The 17,690-nt window shown below is 64.6% G+C and carries 18 protein-coding genes and 1 pseudogene; 1 reads left to right on the top strand and 18 read right to left on the bottom strand.

Annotation, left to right across the window (positions count from 1 at the left end):
- Positions 1-7: 7 nt before the first annotated feature.
- From BM052_RS08515 to BM052_RS08500, 4 genes are read right to left on the bottom strand one after another with little or no spacing between them, the layout of a single operon-like run.
- Positions 8-667, bottom strand: coding sequence for a dTMP kinase (locus BM052_RS08515; RefSeq protein WP_091145509.1), 660 nt, complete (start codon positions 665-667; stop codon positions 8-10).
- Complete coding sequence (locus BM052_RS08510) at positions 664-1,875, bottom strand: amidohydrolase family protein (protein ID WP_091145505.1); 1,212 nt, start codon at positions 1,873-1,875, stop codon at positions 664-666. The genes BM052_RS08515 and BM052_RS08510 overlap by 4 nt, the downstream gene beginning before the upstream one ends.
- Positions 1,876-1,887: 12 nt before the next feature.
- A complete protein-coding gene (locus BM052_RS08505) occupies positions 1,888-3,021 on the bottom strand; it encodes a hypothetical protein (RefSeq protein WP_091145503.1) in 1,134 nt (377 codons plus the stop codon).
- 12 nt (positions 3,022-3,033) lie between these two features.
- Positions 3,034-3,666: a tetratricopeptide repeat protein gene (locus BM052_RS08500; protein WP_091145500.1), complete on the bottom strand. Its 633-nt coding sequence runs from the start codon at positions 3,664-3,666 to the stop codon at positions 3,034-3,036.
- A gap of 444 nt (positions 3,667-4,110) precedes the next feature.
- Here BM052_RS08500 and BM052_RS08495 point away from each other — a divergent pair.
- A pseudogene (locus tag BM052_RS08495) lies at positions 4,111-4,236 on the top strand (acyl-CoA dehydrogenase family protein); the annotation flags it as partial.
- Positions 4,237-4,500: 264 nt separating this feature from the next.
- On the opposite strand, the gene BM052_RS08490 reads toward BM052_RS08495, so the two are convergent.
- The 14 genes from BM052_RS08490 to BM052_RS08425 form a co-directional block, all read right to left on the bottom strand.
- Positions 4,501-4,722 (bottom strand): helix-turn-helix transcriptional regulator, encoded by a 222-nt coding sequence (locus BM052_RS08490; RefSeq protein ID WP_091145498.1) that lies wholly within the window; start codon positions 4,720-4,722, stop codon positions 4,501-4,503.
- A complete protein-coding gene (locus BM052_RS08485; protein ID WP_091145495.1) occupies positions 4,719-4,937 on the bottom strand; it encodes a DUF2274 domain-containing protein in 219 nt (72 codons plus the stop codon). The genes BM052_RS08490 and BM052_RS08485 overlap by 4 nt, the downstream gene beginning before the upstream one ends.
- Positions 4,938-4,947: 10 nt before the next feature.
- Positions 4,948-6,168 (bottom strand): TraB/TrbI/VirB10 family type IV secretion system protein, encoded by a 1,221-nt coding sequence (locus BM052_RS08480; protein ID WP_091145493.1) that lies wholly within the window; start codon positions 6,166-6,168, stop codon positions 4,948-4,950.
- On the bottom strand, positions 6,165-7,007 hold the full coding sequence (gene trbG / locus BM052_RS08475) for a P-type conjugative transfer protein TrbG (RefSeq protein ID WP_091145491.1): 843 nt from the start codon (positions 7,005-7,007) through the stop codon (positions 6,165-6,167). The genes BM052_RS08480 and trbG overlap by 4 nt, the downstream gene beginning before the upstream one ends.
- Positions 7,004-7,804 (bottom strand): conjugal transfer protein TrbF, encoded by an 801-nt coding sequence (gene trbF, locus BM052_RS08470; RefSeq protein ID WP_091145489.1) that lies wholly within the window; start codon positions 7,802-7,804, stop codon positions 7,004-7,006. The genes trbG and trbF overlap by 4 nt, the downstream gene beginning before the upstream one ends.
- Positions 7,805-7,823: 19 nt before the next feature.
- Positions 7,824-9,128, bottom strand: coding sequence for a P-type conjugative transfer protein TrbL (gene trbL, locus BM052_RS08465; RefSeq protein WP_091145486.1), 1,305 nt, complete (start codon positions 9,126-9,128; stop codon positions 7,824-7,826).
- A 107-nt stretch (positions 9,129-9,235) separates the two neighbouring features.
- Positions 9,236-9,982: a P-type conjugative transfer protein TrbJ gene (trbJ, locus tag BM052_RS08460; protein WP_091145485.1), complete on the bottom strand. Its 747-nt coding sequence runs from the start codon at positions 9,980-9,982 to the stop codon at positions 9,236-9,238.
- Between the two features lie 6 nt (positions 9,983-9,988).
- The gene (gene trbE / locus BM052_RS08455) at positions 9,989-12,427 is read right to left on the bottom strand and encodes a conjugal transfer protein TrbE (RefSeq protein WP_091145483.1); all 2,439 of its coding nucleotides are present in this window, start codon (positions 12,425-12,427) and stop codon (positions 9,989-9,991) included.
- A complete protein-coding gene (locus tag BM052_RS08450; protein WP_033964516.1) occupies positions 12,421-12,681 on the bottom strand; it encodes a VirB3 family type IV secretion system protein in 261 nt (86 codons plus the stop codon). The genes trbE and BM052_RS08450 overlap by 7 nt, the downstream gene beginning before the upstream one ends.
- Positions 12,678-13,013, bottom strand: coding sequence for a TrbC/VirB2 family type IV secretion system protein (locus BM052_RS08445; protein WP_091145482.1), 336 nt, complete (start codon positions 13,011-13,013; stop codon positions 12,678-12,680). The genes BM052_RS08450 and BM052_RS08445 overlap by 4 nt, the downstream gene beginning before the upstream one ends.
- 2 nt (positions 13,014-13,015) lie before the next feature.
- Complete coding sequence (trbB, locus tag BM052_RS08440; RefSeq protein WP_091145479.1) at positions 13,016-14,014, bottom strand: P-type conjugative transfer ATPase TrbB; 999 nt, start codon at positions 14,012-14,014, stop codon at positions 13,016-13,018.
- Positions 14,014-14,418 (bottom strand): CopG family transcriptional regulator, encoded by a 405-nt coding sequence (locus BM052_RS08435; RefSeq protein ID WP_091145478.1) that lies wholly within the window; start codon positions 14,416-14,418, stop codon positions 14,014-14,016. Before BM052_RS08435 ends, trbB begins: the two co-directional genes overlap by 1 nt.
- A gap of 7 nt (positions 14,419-14,425) precedes the next feature.
- On the bottom strand, positions 14,426-16,450 hold the full coding sequence (locus BM052_RS08430) for a conjugal transfer protein TraG (RefSeq protein WP_091145475.1): 2,025 nt from the start codon (positions 16,448-16,450) through the stop codon (positions 14,426-14,428).
- Positions 16,451-16,611: 161 nt separating this feature from the next.
- Positions 16,612-17,532, bottom strand: coding sequence for a HEPN domain-containing protein (locus BM052_RS08425; protein ID WP_255406035.1), 921 nt, complete (start codon positions 17,530-17,532; stop codon positions 16,612-16,614).
- Positions 17,533-17,690: the final 158 nt, after the last annotated feature.

The raw sequence follows: 17,690 nt of genomic DNA, 5'->3' as shown, positions 1-17,690 counted from the left end.
CGGCTCCTCAGCGCTCGATGGCCGAGGTCAATGCCAGCCGGTCGAGCCACGGGCTCAGTCGCTCCTTCAGGTCGTCGAAGATGGTGTCGGCACTCCGATTGGCGTCGAGCATTGGGTAGTGCCTGTCCTTCGCCATCGCGGTCAGATAGCCGCGAACCCGGTCCTGATGCGTGATGAACGCCGCGTCGCTGCACGTCTTGTCGCAACCCGATTCATAGGGTTTGTGGCTATGCCCGCGCCCGACGACTACGCGGGGATCTATATCCATCAGGATCGTAAGGTCAGGCTCGGGGAAAAACCGACAGACGTCGAGCAGCCATTGTGGATCGAGCCCCATCGCCGCCTCGGTGGCATAATGTTTCTGCCAATAGCCGTCGTGCAGCACGATCTCGCCCGGGGCCGGCGGGGTCGCGCGAATGAGCACGGCATTCATATAGATCAGCCACAATGCGCGCGCTTCGTCGCGCATCATCGGAAGATATTTGTGCGCGAGGCTCTCATAAGGGACGCCGAAGAAATCACATTCGGGAACGCGCACGGCGTCGAAGATATCACGCTTGGCCATGCGGCGTACGGGAAGCTTCCAGTCACTCGAAATCCACTGCTCGAGGCGCTCGATTTGAGTCGTCTTGCCGCAGCCATCGCCCCCCAGAATATTGATCATCATCGCGTGGTCAGCCGTTCGGCGGTCATCATATCTTTTTCGAGTCCCAGCCGGGGGTCGAATCCGAACAGCCGCGCGGCATTGTCGAACAGGATCGCCGCGACATCGGGTGACGGAACCTCCTGCATCAGATCACTCAGAAAGGCCCGGCTATGGGGCTGAGTTGACTGCTCATGCGGGAAATCCGAACCCCACATCAACCGGTCGACCCCGATCGTCTCGCGGGCTTCGATCGCGAGCCGGTCATAAATGATCGATACATAGACATTGCGCCGAAAATAATGGCTGGGCGGATGGGCGATGGCCGCCGACTGCTGCCGTTTGCGGATGCGCTTTTCCCAGGTCCAGTCCATTTGCCAAAGAAAATAAGGCACCCAACCGCCTTCATGTTCGCTGCTTTCGATCATGAGGTCCGGATAGCGCTCGAAAACGCCAGCGAAGATCATGTCGGCGAGCGACATGCGCACCCAATGGTCCGCATTAACCCTCAGGCTGTAGTTCACCTCGGCGAAGGGCACGCCATAGGGGCCGTTGAAATTGGTCAAGACGTGCAGAGAAATCGGGAAGCGATACTCCTCAGCGGCTGCCCAAAGCGTGTCGTAGCAGGGATGGCCGTAGTTTCGTTCGCTGCCCGGGTAACAGCTAATCATGCCACCTACCAAGCCAAGCGCGCGCGCCCGGACAAGTTCGCGAACTGCGTCTTCGGGATCGTAGCAGTTGAGCATCGCGATGCCTTTGAGGCTGTTCGGGTCCTCGCTGCAGAAATCGCTGATCCAATCATTATACGCCCGACAGATCGCGCCGAACATTTCCGGATCGGTGATGCAATAATTGGTGATGCCCTGGGTGGGCCGGATCACCGCGCCGGCGATCCCGTCGGCCCGATTGGCTTCGAGATAGAGCGAGGGCGTGTAGGCGGCAGGATCGACATCCTCGAACACCGAGTGGGTGAGCACCGCGCCGCGTGACGCGAGATCCCGATCGTCCATGACAAGGCTACCCGAGCGTCGCCGGCGCCCGCTGACGGAACCGATGCGAGCGCCGTCATAGACCCACCAGTCATTCCCGCCGATCCGCTCCACCCTCGGAGCTCGGTCTCGTAGCCGTCGATCGACCCGGCTCGTCCACAGATCGGGCGGCTCGATGATGTGGGCGTCGGACGATATGATGCGCTGAGCACCGATGCCGATCAAACCTGGGACCATGTCCATTATCTTGCGCCCCTAGATCAAAGCCCGATCCGCAAGGACCATTTGAAAATCCGAGATGCTTTGCGCGATTTCGAACGCGGGCGCGTCGCTGATCGCCTCCAGCCGCGCGGCCGCAGCGGCACGGGTGGACTGTCCATCGAAGTGGAGCAGCAATTCGTGCGCGAGTGGATTGATGTACAGCATTTCGGCATGCGCGACCTTCGCGACCCATAGACCCTGCGCATCGTGCTGGATCTGACAGTCCAGCCGCAATGGGGGTAGCCGATCACCCGTCATGTCCGCTGGCATGAGTGACAAGGGCAACTGCGCGCCATCTTCTCCGAGTGCGAGGCCGGCGTGGAAGCGTCGCTGAGCCCAAGGCACGATGATGAACCGCAGATTCTGAAGCGCTCGCATCGCATCGCCAGCGCGTCCGCTGCCGATGACCTCATCCATCGCGCGCCACTTGGCTATGAGATCCGGCAGACTCTGGCCCCCGGGTAAGCGCAGGTCCGGTCGAGTCTGGGCCTGACGCTCCAGCAGCCGGATTTGCCATTTTTCGGCAGGGTTGGTCTCCCCGAGCGCTGCGAGCAGAGCCGCGCCCAATCGTGTGCGGAACTGACGCAACAAGGGGCGGGCGCTGTCGTCATCCCCCGACTCCAGAAAGCCCAGCAGATCGATCTGCAAGACGCCCAACCACGCAACGGCTCGGTCAAGCAGCAGGCGAGCGAGGCGCCGAGCGTCGATAGCGCTGTGCAACGGCCTCCAGACCGTTTCTCCCAACAACGTCGTGCCGATGCGCATCTGGTGCAGCAGCTTTATGTCTCCGTCTGAAAAGGCGGCGACAGCATCACGCGGATCGGAAGTCTGGTCGCTGTCGGTGGCATCGAGGCGCGCAAGCAATGTGCGCACACGGCTTTGCGAAACGGTCTCGACGTCCGCTGCGACGGGCCCCAGATCGAGAATCTCCACGGGGTCTTGGGTGGAAAGTTCGCACGAGATCACGCGATAGATGTCGATATCCGATCTGTGATTGCCGAGCCCTTCCGACAAGGAGCCGGCAAGCAGGATGACGTCGTCGGCCCGCTCCGCCACCTGTTTCGCGAGCCCGGACAGGAGGGCGTCGGGCTCAAGCCGATGAAACCTCAGAAAGGCTCCGACATCCATCACCTGCCGGATCTAGCGCACATCCGAGAATTTGCGGGTCATGCTGCTCACGAGACCACCCAGAGCCGGAAGCTTGTTAGGATCGTTGGCGAGCAGGCGTGTCGTCGACTGCAACGCAGACATCTCCTCTGCGTCGAGGAACCGTTCACTCAGTGTGATCGCCTCCTCGGGCGCATTGTCGGTCAAATAGAGTCGCGCCAGATGGGCGGCCGAATGGCTGTCGCCCGGCACGAGCTCGAGCGCTTCCCGATAGGCGTCTATGGCAGCCTTGCCATTGCCCGTCATCCGATAGGCATCGCCCAGGATCGTTGCAGCCGACAACGGACGGCCGCTGATATCAGCGAAACGGAAATCCCGATGGGCTTCGATGAAATGCTTGATGCTCCCAAGTGCCCGACAGGCTTCGCCGGTCTTCAGGTCGACGATGGCGCTGCGGACCGCGGCTTCGGGCAGGCCCTGGGCGGCAGCATAAGCCTTGCGCGCCTGTTCGAACTCGCGGCCGATCTCGTGGATCTTGCCCGCCGCAAGCGCTTTGGCATTGGCCGCCTCGTCATTGTCGATGATCGTAAGCAACCCAGTCACGATATCGATGATCTGCTTGCCGCGCACAACGCTGGACGCGATCGAGAAATCGTCAGAGATCATAGTGTCTTTCCTCGATTATTCGGTTTGACGGTGCCGCCCGACATCTATTCGATTCGTCGGCGAAGAGTGTGGTCGGTGATAGGCCTTCTGTCTAGTTACCCGGAGAAATTAGGTTGCTACCCTATTGCATGGTTTGGCGATCTACTTGCGGCGATATCTGTGAGATATTCAGCTTCGTTGAAGGGTTCCGAAAAAGCCGCTAAGATTTTTAGCATCAACGTACCGAAATCCGTTCAACAGGCTTATTTCTGGGGAGATGTGTCCGGTGCTTTCGCACGTTCCCGGGTCATGTCCTCGAGTGTGAGTGCCCGGCTCTCTCTACTAGATAGGCGCCTGAGTACGTGGCGCAGGATAAGGCCGACATTACGGCGGGGCTCAATCTGGCCATGCGCGGACGAACGACATCCTTGGCGGTAAAAACAGTCGGGCATGACGGTAATGCCCATGGGCGAGCTTGGCCTGCATGGCATCGCCGTCGATGAGGCAGATGGCGGCCTTGGTCTCGGCTATCTCGACCATGTGGTGGCGCAGGAGGAGGTGGCTGGCGCCTCCGCTTCGATCGGGCTCAGCTAGCATCTCGCTCAAGCGTACGCGCCAGCGCATTTCCGCAGTGTTCACATAAGCGATAGCCTGCCGACTGGTCCAGACAGACCCCGCGGAGAAGCTTGGCCCTGCTCTCCTGGCCAAACTTGAATAGCCGGCTCTGGTCGTAAGCCGACGATGGCAGTTTTGAGAGTGGCGCGGTACGTCGCGATCGGCGAGGCACGAGACGACCGGAATTTCATACAATTGCTATTGGCATTCGAATGAGGGCCACTCCTTCGAACTCGGCGGTCAGACCTTCCGCTTCTTCCCCTCGAAGCCGTCTTTCACATCGTTGACCCAGGCCACGATCTCCCGGTCGCTCCACCGCGACGCGAACGGCGACAGCTTGTACGGCGCGGGGAACTTCCCTTCCTGGATCAGCCGGTAGATCATCGACTTGCCGAGACCGACGCGGCGCTTGACCTCGTCGAGCTTGACGAAGCGATCCGGGATCTCAGTCTCGGCGCTCATTTTCCGGTAGAGCGGCTGCGAACGAAACTGCGATCGCTCTCGAGGAAAGCCGCCAGCATCGCAGGAACGAGTTCGGTGACGGATTCTTCGCGGCCGTAGGCTTCGGCATAAAGCGCGGCATATTGCTGCAGCATATGGTGAAGATCGGGCGTAACGGTGATCGCCAGCTTGATCGGAGTCCTGTCCGGCAATCTGCCCAGTTTCAATTCTGGCATGACTTTCCTCCTATTCCGTCCAGCGAGCCAGGATGAGATCGCGATGGACGACGAGCCGGACCGGGGCACCGGGCCGGATCGTGATGGTCGGTTGGATTTGAAGATTGCGAGAGGTGATCTGATCACCTGCACGCGACACGTTCTGCTGGGTGGATTCCCGGATCGCCTGGACGAGATCGCTCTCCCCAGAAAAAGTCACGTTCGCGCCGACGCCCAGCAGGGTTGAGATCGCGACGCCCTTGAGCAGCGCCCAGGTGTGGAAATCGACTTTATCGGCAAGCCCCGCATAGCCCGACGGATCCGTTGCGGGCACGTTGTCGAGCCGGATCGAGCTGCCGTCCGGCAAGATGATGCGCTGCCACACGACCAGCGCGCGCTTCTGGCCGAAGGCGACCACGCTGTCGTAGCTGCCGATCAGCCGCGCACCTTGGGGTATGAGAAGAATCGTGCCCGTCGCGCTGTCGAACACCCGTTCTGTCACCTGAGCGGTGACGAGACCGGGCAAGTCTGACCTGAGTCCGGTGATCAGGCTCGCCGCGATGACACTGCCAGCGGACAACATGTTCGGCGACGCCGGCGGGCTCAACCGATGCTCGTTTACGTCGCCGCCGGTGTCGCGCGCAGCGACGAAGTCGACTTTGCGTTGCTGAGCATTGGGATCGCGATCAGGATCGATTGCGAGCCGCGACGCCTCGGTGGCTGCGACCGGTGGCGAGGGTGGCGTCGCATCGGTGCCGCGGGTTGGATCGGTGCGATCGCCGGATTGCACCAGCAATCCCGACTCGCGCGCCGCCTTCAGCTCCGCCGCGCGTCGATCGCGTTCGGTCGCAGCGGCTTGTTCCGCGCGCTCGGTTTCGCCGCCCACCGGCGCGATGCCCATGGCACGCTGATGATCGAGGATCGGCCGGCCGAGATCGCCCGGCAGAGGCGGTCCGAGCTTCGGCACGTCGCCATAGCTCCCCGGCAGTCCGCTCAGCGTATCGGTCGGTGCTTTCGCCGCGACTGTCTGGTCGTCGGTTTGTCCAGCGAGGTGCAGCGCGGACGGCCGTAGCGCGACCCAGGCTGTCGCGATCAGGCTGACGGAGCCGAGTGCTGCGATCGCCACCACGGCGCCCCGCTTGAAACGGATCGCGCGCGCCGGTTGGGCGCGAAGCGCGAGCGTTTCCGGGTCGACCTTGCCCGGTGTGGCGGGGGCCTCGGGTGCCGGGTTGGCTGCCGCCTCGACGGTCATGATCCCCTCCGCATGGGCGCGCCGTCCGCCACCCGGCTGATGCGAACGACCTGCTGGTGCTTTGTCCCAAGGCGAAGCTCGGCGACGTCAAAGATGCGATCGACGACATAGAAGCGGCCCTTCACGCGATAGTTGACGAGTTGGGCCTCGCCTTTCCCGTCCACCAGGAAGATCGGCGGCGCCTCGCCGACAGCCAGCGTCGCCGGGAACTCGATGAAGGTCTGGCGGCCGTCGTCGAAAGCACGAAACGGCCGCCAGGCCGGTCGATCGCCCGATACGGCATAGTTGAAATGGAGTTGCTCGACCTCGATCCCGGCCGCGACCGGAGCCGCCGCCTCGGTCGCTACGGCGGCGCGCTTCAATGCGATCAGCGCGTCCTGGGGATAGGTCCAGGAGAGCGCCGCCATCGCCGTCTTCGTCAGGCTGGTCAGCGCGATATGATAGCTGCGCCGGTCGGTCGTGATCACAAGATTGGTGGACAGGCCGGCCGTGAATGGCTTCACCAATATATGGGTCCGCTTCTCCGCGCCGGACCCGCTGGTGGTATCGCCGATCACCCAGCGCACCGTGTCGCCACTGGCCACTGCCACCAGCGTCTCACCCGGTTGCAGCGCGATGTCGGTCACCCGCTCGGGCGCGGTGATGACATGGTAGATGGCGCCGTCGGCAAACGGATAGACCTGCGCGGCGTTTATGAAGCCCTGCGCGACGGGTTCGATTGTCGCCGCGCGGTTGGCCGCGGCGACCGGCGTCGTCTTGTGTGTGGTCGCCTCTGCGGGTTGGGCAGCAAGGATCAGGCAAGGCGCCAGCAGCGCGGCGGCTGCGAGAGTTCTAGTCATGGCTGGGTCTCCGTATTGACGGTCGGTTGAGCGGCAAGGTTCGGGTCGAGCGGCGAGCCGAGCGGCACGTTGCTCGGCGGCTGCTTGGTGCGCGCGGGAGTTGCCGATGCCGCAGGCTCGAGTTCGCGACTCCAGTCGATTGCGTCGATATAGATGCCGAGCGGGTTCTTCCGGAGCGTGTCGGTCGATGCCGGCGGCTTCGTCAGGATCGTCAGGATGCCGGTCCAGTGGGAGGAACCTGCCTCGCTCCCTCGCTCATAGGCCGCCTCGGTCCATTTCACCTGGAACGAGCGATCCGATGCCCGGACGACGCTGGTCACCTGGACGGACACGGTGCGCTCGCCGATTTTGGCGAAGGGGTCAGCAGCACGGGCATAGTCGCCGAGGAACTGGCTCCCCCGCGTGGTGGTGAAGTCATAGGCGGACAGCCAATCGCGGCGCATCAACACCGGGTCGAGCGAGACCCCGCGGACATTCTCGATGAACTTCGCCAGATGCCACGCGATCTGGGGATCAGTCGGGTGATAGCCCGCTTCGGCCTCGGTCACCGCCCGGGCCTCGCCGAGGCGATCGACCTCGACGACATAAGGCGTGACCCGGCTTTGCAGCGATTGCCAGATGAGCGCACCCGACATGGCGGTCGACAGCGACAGCGTGCCGAACGCCATCAATCGCCAGTTGCGGGCCTGGACGCGGGCCGAGCCGATGCGGTCGTCCCAGACCTGGCCGGCGCGTTGATAGGGCGTCTCGGGCTCGGGCGTTTGCGCGTAGCGCTGGACAGCGCGTTTAAAGATCATGGGGCTTGAAGATCATGGCTCAATCTTCCCTTTCCTTGATGTCGGGGGTGGCGGAGGCGCCGCCGCGATCGCCTTCCTTCAGCGTCTGCATGGCGACATGGCGGTGGTGACGGGCGTCCTGCTGGCGGCGCAGCGAGCGTGCCCAGGACGGTGCGCCATCGCTGCCGGCGTCCGGAGCTGATCCGGTAGAACCGGCGCCGCCATTGAGAGCGGACCAGGCGGCGTCGCGGCCGCGCTCGGCGGCTTCCGACAAGCCCAGCGCTGCCGAGGCCTTCTGGCGAACTGTATTGCCGGCCGCCTGCGCCATGCCGCCGATGCCAGCGCCGACGCTCGACGATCCGGCCGCCGTCTGGCCGAGCTGGTAGGAGGCCGAAGCCGCCGAACCCATGGTCGTGCCGGCCCGGATCGCACCGAGCGCAGCACCGCCGACCGCACGGGCCGCGCCGATCGTAGCGCCGCCGGCAAGCATGGTAACGCCCGCTGCGCCGACGGCTGTACCGAGCGCGGCGCCGGCACCGAGCTGCGGCGCGCCGGCGACGAGGCCCGAAGCGATGCCGGGACCGAAAATGCCGAGGCCGAACAGCGCGAGCGCGCCGAGCGTCAGGCTCATCGCGGCGCCGAGATCGGGTTCCTGTCCCTGCATCGAGGTCGTGAACTCGGCGAAGAAATTGGAGCCGATGCCGACGATCACGGCGAGCACCATGACCTTGATACCCGACGAGACGACGTTGCCGAGCACGCGTTCGGCCAGGAAGCTGGTGCGATTCCAGAGCGCGAAGGGCACGAGGATGAAGCCGGCCAGCGAGGTCAATTTGAACTCGATAATCGTCACGAACATCTGCACGGCGAGGATGAAGAAGGCGAGGATGACGATCACCCAGGCGAACAGCAGCACCGCGATCGTCAGGAAATTCTCGAAGAAGCTGACGAACCCCATCATGCTCGACGCCTGCTGGAGCAGCGGCCACGCGGCCGAGAATCCGGTCGAGGCGACGCGGCCGGGCTTGAGCAGATCGTCCGCCGACAGGGTTCCGCCCCCGGCGGTCAGCCCGGCCTGCGCGAAGGACTTGAAGATGATGTCGGCAAGGGTCGAGAAGCTGTTCAGGATGAACGCGAACGCGCCGATGTAGAGGATCTTCTTGAGGAAGCGGCCGATGACATTGTCTTCGCCGCCCATTGCCCAGAACAGGCCAGCCAGCGTGATGTCGATGCCGATCAGGGTCGCGGTCAGGAAGTGGACGTCGCCGCCCAGCAGCCCGAACCCGCTGTCGATATAGCGGATGAAGGCCTGCATGAACCGGTCGATGACGCTGAGGTCGTTCACTTCACTCTTCCATCAAGAGGGTGCCGCGGGGCGCGCAGGGGGAGCATCACGCGCCCCGCGGCGACGGCGGCGGGAGGCGAAACCGCCGCCGCCTGGCCGGCGTCCGACTACTGGGGTGTGTAGGCGGAGCCGGTACCGAGGAACTTCGTCGTGGCGGCACGTCCCTCGGCCTCGGCCTGGGCGCGGCGCGCCGATTCCATGGCTTCGGCGCGGTATTGGGCCGCCATCAGGTTCTGGATCTGGAACTGCTGCTTGGCGGTCAGCGCGAGCAACTGGTTGGTCGCCTGTTGCGCCTGGAGCGAACCTTGTGCTCCCTGGCTCTGCGCAACGATGCCACTCATCGCATTTGCGTCGGCCTGGACGTTCGCGACCACCTGGGACTGGACGCCCATCGTCTGCCGGTACCCGGCCATTGCGGCATCGAGCCGCGCCTTCGCATCGATCACGCGCTGGTTGGTGGTCAGTGCCTGGTTGAAGTCGTTCGGAAACAGGCGGCTGAACTGCTGGTCGAGGCCGTCGATCCGGAAATCGATCCCCTGGGCCTGTGCCATCAGCCGGTCGATCGCTCGCAGGTTCTGGGTGAGTTGCTGAAGCTGGGGGAAATCGATGCGAGTCAGGTTCTTCGCCTGGTTGGTCAGCATCTGCGCTTCGTTCTGGAGCGACTGGATCTGATTGTTGATCTGCTGGAGGGTTCGCGCGGCGGTGAGCAGGTTCTGGCTGTAGTTGCTCGGATCGAACACGGTGAACTGGGCGTGGGCGGGCGCGCTCGGCACGATCAATGCACAGGCCAGCGAACCGACAGCGCCGGCCCCGAGCGCGGTCGCGACCAGATATTTGCGGATTGGGATACGCATCACATTTTACTCCTTGGCTTGGGGGACAGGAAAGTCGGGGAGGAGGCCGGCGGCCCAATCGAGGCCGGCTCCTTCAAGGAAGCGCGCCGCGAAATCCTCGGGGCCGTGCTCGGCCAGTAGCGCGTCGATGCGTGCCTGGGTCGCGGGATCGGAGGCGCCGCATAGTGCCAGCGCGATCGGCCCAAGGCCCAGTTCGAACAGGCGGTTGCCGCGTGCGGATTGCAGATAATAATGCCGCTTGGGTGTGGCGCGGCTGACCAGCTCGATCTGCCGGTCGTTGAGGCCGAACCGCTCATAGGCGGTGCGCGACTGCGGTTCGATCGCGCGGTCGTTGGGCAGCAATATGCGCTGCGGGCAGCTTTCGATGATGGCCGGCGCGATGCTGCTGTCGGCGATGTCCGCCAGGCTCTGTGTCGCGAACAGCACCGCGACGTTTTTCTTGCGCAGCGTCTTCAGCCATTCGCGGATGCGCGCGGCGAAGAGCGGATGGTCGAGGAAGATCCATGCCTCGTCGAGCACCAGCAATGTCGGTCGCCCGTCGAAGCGCTCCTCGAGGCAGTGGAACAGGTAGGTCAACACCGGGGCGACGACGCCGGCCTGTCCCATGAGCGACTCGGTCTCGAAGCACTGGACGTCGGCGAGAGCGAGATGCTGTTCCGCCGCGTCGAGGAGCCGGCCATAGGGGCCGTCGAGGGTATAGGCGGTGAGCGCGGTGCGCAGCGCATTCGATTGGAGCAGCATGGCGAGCCCGGTCAGCGTGCGCTCCTCGGGAGGTGCCGACGCGAGACTGCCGAGCGCCGACCAGACGGCGTCCTTCACCTCGGGGGTAACGATGACCTTCTCGTGCGCCAGCAGCGCCGCGATCCATTCCGCCGCCCAGCTCCGCTCGCCGGCATCGTCGATTCGGCGCAGCGGCTGGAACGCCAGGGTGTCGCCGCTGTCCGCGCCGAGACCGAGGGCATGATGCGCGCCGCCCATCGCCAGCACCGCCGCGCGCGCCGAATAGCCCTTGTCGAAGATATAGAGCTGGGAGCCGGCATAGCGCCGGAACTGCAACGCGATCAGCGCCAGCAGCACCGACTTGCCAGCACCAGTCGGGCCGACGACGAGCATATGGCCGACATCGCCGACATGGGTCGAGAGGCGAAACGGCGTCGATCCGCTGGTCTGGGCGTAGAGCAGCGGCGGCCCGCCGAGATGCCGGTTTTCCGTCGGGCCTGCCCAGACCGAGGACAGCGGCATGAGATGGGCGAGGTTGAGGGTGTGAACCAGCGGCTGGCGCACATTAGCGTAGGCCTGGCCGGGCAGCGACGACAGCCACGCCTCGATCGCGTTGACGCCTTCGCGCTTGGCTGTGAACCCGAGGCCGTTGACGATCCGCTCGACCGCGCGGACCTTGTCCTCAGCGCGGGCACGATCGGCGTCCGACACCGTGATCGTCGTGGTCAGATAGCCGAAGGCGACGTGATCGCCACCGAGCGCCTGCAGAGCGAGATCGGCATCGACCACCTTGTTGTCGGCATCGCTGTCGAGAAGCTGGACGGGCTGGTTGTACATCACCTCGCGCAGCAGCGCGGTGATCGACTTGCGCTTGTTGAACCATTGCCGGCGGATCTTGGTCAGCGCCTTGGTCGCATCGGTCTTGTCGAGCGCGATGAAGCGCGTGACCCAGCGGTAGCCGAAATCCTGATGGTTGAGCGCGTCGAGGATACCCGGCCGGCTGAGGTTCGGGAATCCCAGCACCGTCAGCGTGCGCAGATGGCTCGCTCCGAGCATGGGCTCCAGCCCGCCGACCAGCGGCGTGTCGGCGAGCAGCGCATCGAGATAGATTGGTGTTTCCGGCACGGCGACCGGGTGACGACGGCTGGAAACGGTGCCGTGGAGATAGGTCAGCGTCTCGGCGTCGCTTAAGGGCCGCACCTCGGGCATGAAGCCCGACAGGAGATCGAGCACGCGATCGGTCTCGGCGATGAAGCCGGCGAGGCTGGCGTGCCAGTCCCGGCCTTTCGCGTCGTCAGGCCGCTCGACCAGCGTCCGTCCCGCCGCGTCGCTGCTGTCGGCGGGCGGTAGCCAGACCAGCGTGCCGTGATAGATACTCTCGAAATGCTGGCCCTCGGCTTCGAAGCCGGCGCGCCGTTCCTGCTCGACGAGCCAGGACGCCGCGTCGGGAAAGGCGCCATCGGGATAGCCGAGCGCGTCGCGCCGTTCGGCCTCGAAGAACAAGGCCCAGCCCGAGCCGAGCCGTTTCAGTACATTGTTCGCCCGGGCGCAGGCCGACACCAGTTCGGCCTCGGTCGCGCTTTCGAGATCGGGACCGCGAAAGGCGAAGCTGCGCTGGAAGCTGCCGTCCTTGTTGAGGATGACGCCGGGTGCGACCAGAGCTGCCCATGGTAGATGGTCGGCGAACCGGTCGGCACGCGACCGATATTCCGCGAGGTTCAGCATGCCAGATATCCTTTCTGGCGCAGATGGCGGAGCAGCACGGGCACGAAGTCGGGGTCGCGGCGGGCCGCGAACACTGCGATGCTGTGGCCGATCGCCCAGATCGCGATCCCGACCAGCCATTGCTGCAAGCCGAGCCCGACCGCAGCAGCGATCGTGCCGTTGACGATCGCGATGCCGCGGGGCGCGCCACCGAGCAGGATGGCTTGCCCCAGGCTGGCGTGGATCGGCGCCTCGAATCCCTCGATATGGCTCACGCGACGAGCGCCCCGCCGCCGAAGCTGAAGAAGGACAGGAAGAAACTCGAGGCCGCGAACGCGATCGACAGGCCGAAGATGATCTGGATGAGCTTGCGAAAACCCCCGGCGGTCTCGCCGAACGCGAGCGCCAGCCCTGTGGAAATGATGATCAGCACCGCGACGATCTTGGCGACCGGTCCCTGGACCGACTCCAGTACCTGCTGGAGCGGTTGCTCCCAGGGCATGCCCGCGCCGCTCGCATAGGCGCGGCTGGTCATGGTGATCGACAGGCCGAGCATCAGCCCGGTGACGGAGAAGCGGTCGCGGTAGGGGATTCGAAACGTGTTCATGGTCAGTCTCCTTCATGGTCAGGGGTTAGTGTTGGAGTGAGGTCGACGACGGCGTAGTCGCCAGCTGCGTCGAGCCCGGCGACGCGGGCGATCGTCTCGATGCGCCGCGCGGTGCCGCGTCCGGCGATGAAGACGATCATGTCGATCGCGTCGGCGACCAGGCGGCGCGGCACGGTGACCACGGCTTCCTGGATGAGCTGTTCGATCCGGTAGAGCGCGGACGCGGCGCTGTTGGCGTGGACGGTCGCGATCCCGCCGGGATGGCCGGTGTTCCAGGCCTTGAGCATGTCGAGCGCCTCGCCGCCGCGCACCTCGCCGACGATGATGCGATCGGGCCGAAGGCGCAGGGTCGAGCGAACGAGATCGCCCATGGTGACGGCGCCGGCCCGGGTCCTGAGCGCAACCGTGTCGCGCGCCGGCGATTGCAACTCACGGGTGTCCTCGATCAGGATCACCCGTTCGTCGAGATGGGCCATCTCGGCGAGCAGCGCGTTGGCGAGCGTGGTCTTGCCCGAACTGGTTCCGCCGGCGACGAGGATGTTGCGGCGATCGACGACTGCCAGGCTGAGGAGGCGCGCGGCCTCCGCCGACATGATGCCGTCGGTCACATAATCCATCAGCGTGTAGATGCGTGCCGCGGGCTTGCGGACCGAAAAGCACGGTGCGGTCGAAACGGGGGGCAGGATTCCCTCGAACCGCTCCCCCGCGCCGGAGCCGAGCGGCGGCAGTTCGGCCGACACGATAGGCTTGTCGCCGTGCACCTCGGACCGGACATGGGACGCCACCAGCCGGATGATCCGCTCGACCTGCGGTGCATCGAGCTTCACGTCGGTATCGACACGGCCTTCGCCGAGGATATCGACGCGCAGCGCACCGTCGGGATTGACCATGATCTCGATCACCCGCGGGTCGGCGAGCGCGGCGGCAATTGCCGGCCCCATCGCGGTACGCAGCATGGCGCGGCGGCGTTCCGCCGAGACGCTTGTCGTCTGGGGAGACATCATGATGCGGCTCCGTCGGGTTCGGCGGGCGCCAGCGTGCGGGTGCCGCCGGCGAGGTGGCGGCCGACCTGCGAGACGAACGCCTCGAACCGGTCGCGGCCGATCGCGCGGGCTGCGGCATCGGCTTCAGGCAGCGGCGCCGTCACCATCAACTGGTAGCGGACGAACAGCGAAAGGCTTTCGAGCAGCACGTCGATGTCGCGCCGCGCGCCGGCGAGTTCGCGTGTCAGACGGTCGAGGCGAACCTTCAGAAGGTCATCGACCTCTTTGGTTCCCCGGCGCGCCAGCCAGTCCTTCAGCGCGTCGTTGACGAGGTGGCTCTTGTTGCCGCGCGGACCGACGGCGAGCGCTTCCAGCGCGTCGCTGAGTTCGCGGTCGATATAGAGGTTCTGGCGGATCTTCATCGCGGCCTCAGAAATCCGGTATGAGGTCGCGCTTCGCGCCCTCGTTGATGACATGCCCCCGGACGACGGCGTTCTGCCCTTGTGCCTGGTCCATGGCGCGCTTGTCGGCAGCGACATCATCATCGTCGGGCGCGATCTGGGGATCGCGCGTTTCGGCGGCGTCGGTTGACTTGGAGACCTGTTCGGAAAGGCCGGGATGGCGTTGCTGCTGCATGCCACCATCGTCCTCGCCGCCCGCGGCGTCCTCCGCCTGTTGCAGGCGGTCGTCGGTGCTGCGCACCTGGTTGGACCAGTCATCGCCGCGCGACTTCGGCCGATCGGCGTACTGGCCCGACGCCAGTTTGGGTGCGGCAGCCACGCGCGCGGCGAAGTTGCGGTCGCGGAAATAGCGCAGCTTGCGCGCCCGGATCGGCGCGAGCCCGGACACGAGCACGAGTTCCTCGTCGGGCGAAAGCTGCATCACCTCGCCCGGCGTCAGGAGCTGGCGGGCGGTTTCCTGGCGGCTGACCATGACGTGCGCGAGCCAGGGTGCGAGCCGGTGCCCGGCATAGTTGCGCATGGCGCGCTGCTCGGTCGCGGTACCTAGCGCGTCGGAAATGCGCTTGGCCGTGCGCTCGTCATTGGTCGCGAAGGCGACGCGGACATGGCAATTATCGAGAATGGCGTTGTGCTCGCCATATGCCTTCTCGATCTGGTTGAGGCTCTGGGCGATCAGGAAGGCGCGGATGCCGTAGCCGGCCATGAAGGCGAGACTCGTCTCGAAGAAATCGAGACGCCCGAGTGCCGGGAACTCGTCGAGCATCATTAGAAGTTGGTGCCGACGCGAGGATGTGCCGGGCTGGTCCAGCCGCTCGGTCAAGCGGCGGCCGATCTGGTTGAGCACGAGCCGGATCAGCGGCTTGGTGCGGCTGATGTCCGATGGCGGGATGACGAGGTAGAGCGACAAGGGGCGCTCGGCCTCGATCAGGTCGGCGATTCGCCAGTCGCACCGCGAGGTGACCTCCGCGACGGTCGGATCGCGATAGAGACCGAGGAAGGACATCGCGGTCGACAGCACACCCGAGCGTTCATTTTCGCTCTTGTTGAGCAACTCGCGCGCAGCGGACGCGACGACGGGATGGACCCTTGGATTCTTGTCGTCGCCGAGATGATTGGTGGTCATCATCCGGCGAAGCGTGGTGACGAAACTGCGCTGCGGATCGGACAGGAAGGTCGCGACCCGCGCGAGCGTCTTCTCCTCCTCGGCATAGAGAATGTGGAGGATCGCGCCGACCAACAGCGAATGGCTGGTTTTTTCCCAATGATTGCGGCGTTCGAGCGCGCCTTCGGGATCGACCAGGATGTCGGCGATGTTCTGGACGTCGCGCACCTCGTCGATACCGCGTCGAACCTCGATCAGCGGATTATAATGCGCCGACGCGGCGTCGGTGGGATTGAAGAGCAGGCAGTGCGAGAAACGCGCGCGCCATCCGGCGGTCAGCGTCCAGTTCTCGCCCTTGATATCGTGCACGACGGTCGAGCCGGTCCAGGACAGCAATGTCGGAACGACGAGGCCCACGCCCTTGCCCGATCGCGTTGGCGCGAACGCCATAATGTGTTCGGGGCCGTCATGGCGTAGATAGCGGCCAGCGAGCGTGCCGAGCATGACGCCCGCGTCGCGGTGCAGTCCTGCGCGCTCGATCTCGCGGGGGCTTGCCCAGCGGGCGGAACCATAGGTGGTGACGTTGCTCGACTGGCGCGCGCGCCACAACGAACCGAAGATCGCCGCCGCACAGCCCACGAAGCCACTGGCGCCGGCGAGCATGCCCGCCTTGTCGAAGACGATGGGGGCATAGGCATCATAGTGATACCACCAGCCGAACAGCGCCCAGGGGTGGTAAATTGGCACGGTGCCGAGCCGGAACCAGGGCAATCCCAGTTCGGGCTGGTAGGCTAGCATCGCCGCCGCCCACTGCGTCGCGGACCAGACCCCCGCGATCACGATCGCGAAGACGACAAGGATCTGGCCGATGAGCAATTTGGTGGGTGTCACGTCGAGGCTCCCGCCCGCCGGACTGGACCGGCTCGGGCGGATTCAGACTCGGCGAGGGGCTCGAAAAACGAAACGGCGCTGATGGGCGCAGATGGGCTCGCCTCGGTCCGTTCCGGTCAAATGCCGGAACCGGAAGCTATCCGGCAGGCGTCGTCCGCCGGTTAGAGGCCGGCGTCGGTCCGGAGCGTTTCGATACGTTCGAGCGAAACGGCCTCGATCATGTCGCGAAGGGTGCGAATGGACTGTGCCAGAGCATCGAGGTCGTCGTTGCCGATCTCGTAGCTCGCCGAATAGCGGGCCTCGACATAGGCGCGCTTCAGCAGCTCGAAGCGGCGGCGGTCAATCCGGGTGGCGCGCGGCCATGCTTCGATCAGGCGCGGTTCGCTGTCCTCGGCGAGCGAGCGCAGGAACTTGATGTTGTGCGAGCGCGGAAAATACAGGGTGCGGACCAGCAGGAAGCAGGCGTAGGCGGTTTCCGTCGCTTGGTGGAGGTTAAAAGCTGCGTTTCGCGCCCATTCGGCATCCGCAGCTCCCTCCGCTATTGAGACGTCTGCAAGCTTTAACCAGCGATCGACCGCTGGAAGCTGCTTTGAGAAGTAAGCGCTTGCCATCTCAAACGCATCGGCAGGTGTCAGTGGCTGAGGCGTGGCAAGTGCGCCGCCAGGCAGTTCGTAGAGTTCGATGCCGTCACGGGCGATATCGACCCAGAAATATTCACCACGGCTCAACGCCTGGTTCACCTCCTGCAGGGTATGGACGATGATGTTCACGGGCCGCGCGATCGCGGTATCGCGCAGTATCTTGTCCTCGGCGACGTACCAATAGTCGGCAATGTCGGTAAGATCGGGATGGCTGACGATGATCAACAGGTCGTAGTCGGACTGGTAGCCATTCTCGGGTTCGTCGACCCAATCGTCCCGGGCGTAACTGCCGAACAGGATGACCTTGAGGATGCGCCCGTTCTTCTTCCACGGCTGGTTCGCGCGCGCCGTCGCTTCGGCAAACTCGCCCATCAGCAATTGCGTCACTCGACCCAGTTCACTTTGCTGGACCGAGGGCAGATGGTCGATGCCGCTCTTCACGAGCTAGATTCTCGTGGGTAAGCCAGCTCTTAGCAACCCTTCAATTTCACAATTGCAAGCGCATCCCGTCGCGACCGGCCCTCGTGTCCGAACGCGCTTGCCGAAGCGGGGCAACTGTCGCGGTCGGAGAGACGATTTCTAAACCGCGGAACATCTGA

It is taken from the genome of Novosphingobium sp. CF614 (assembly GCF_900113255.1).
Classification (GTDB): Bacteria; Pseudomonadota; Alphaproteobacteria; order Sphingomonadales; family Sphingomonadaceae; genus Novosphingobium.
Note: the sequence above shows the minus strand (reverse complement) of the source record. Positions and strands in the feature narration are given on the sequence as shown.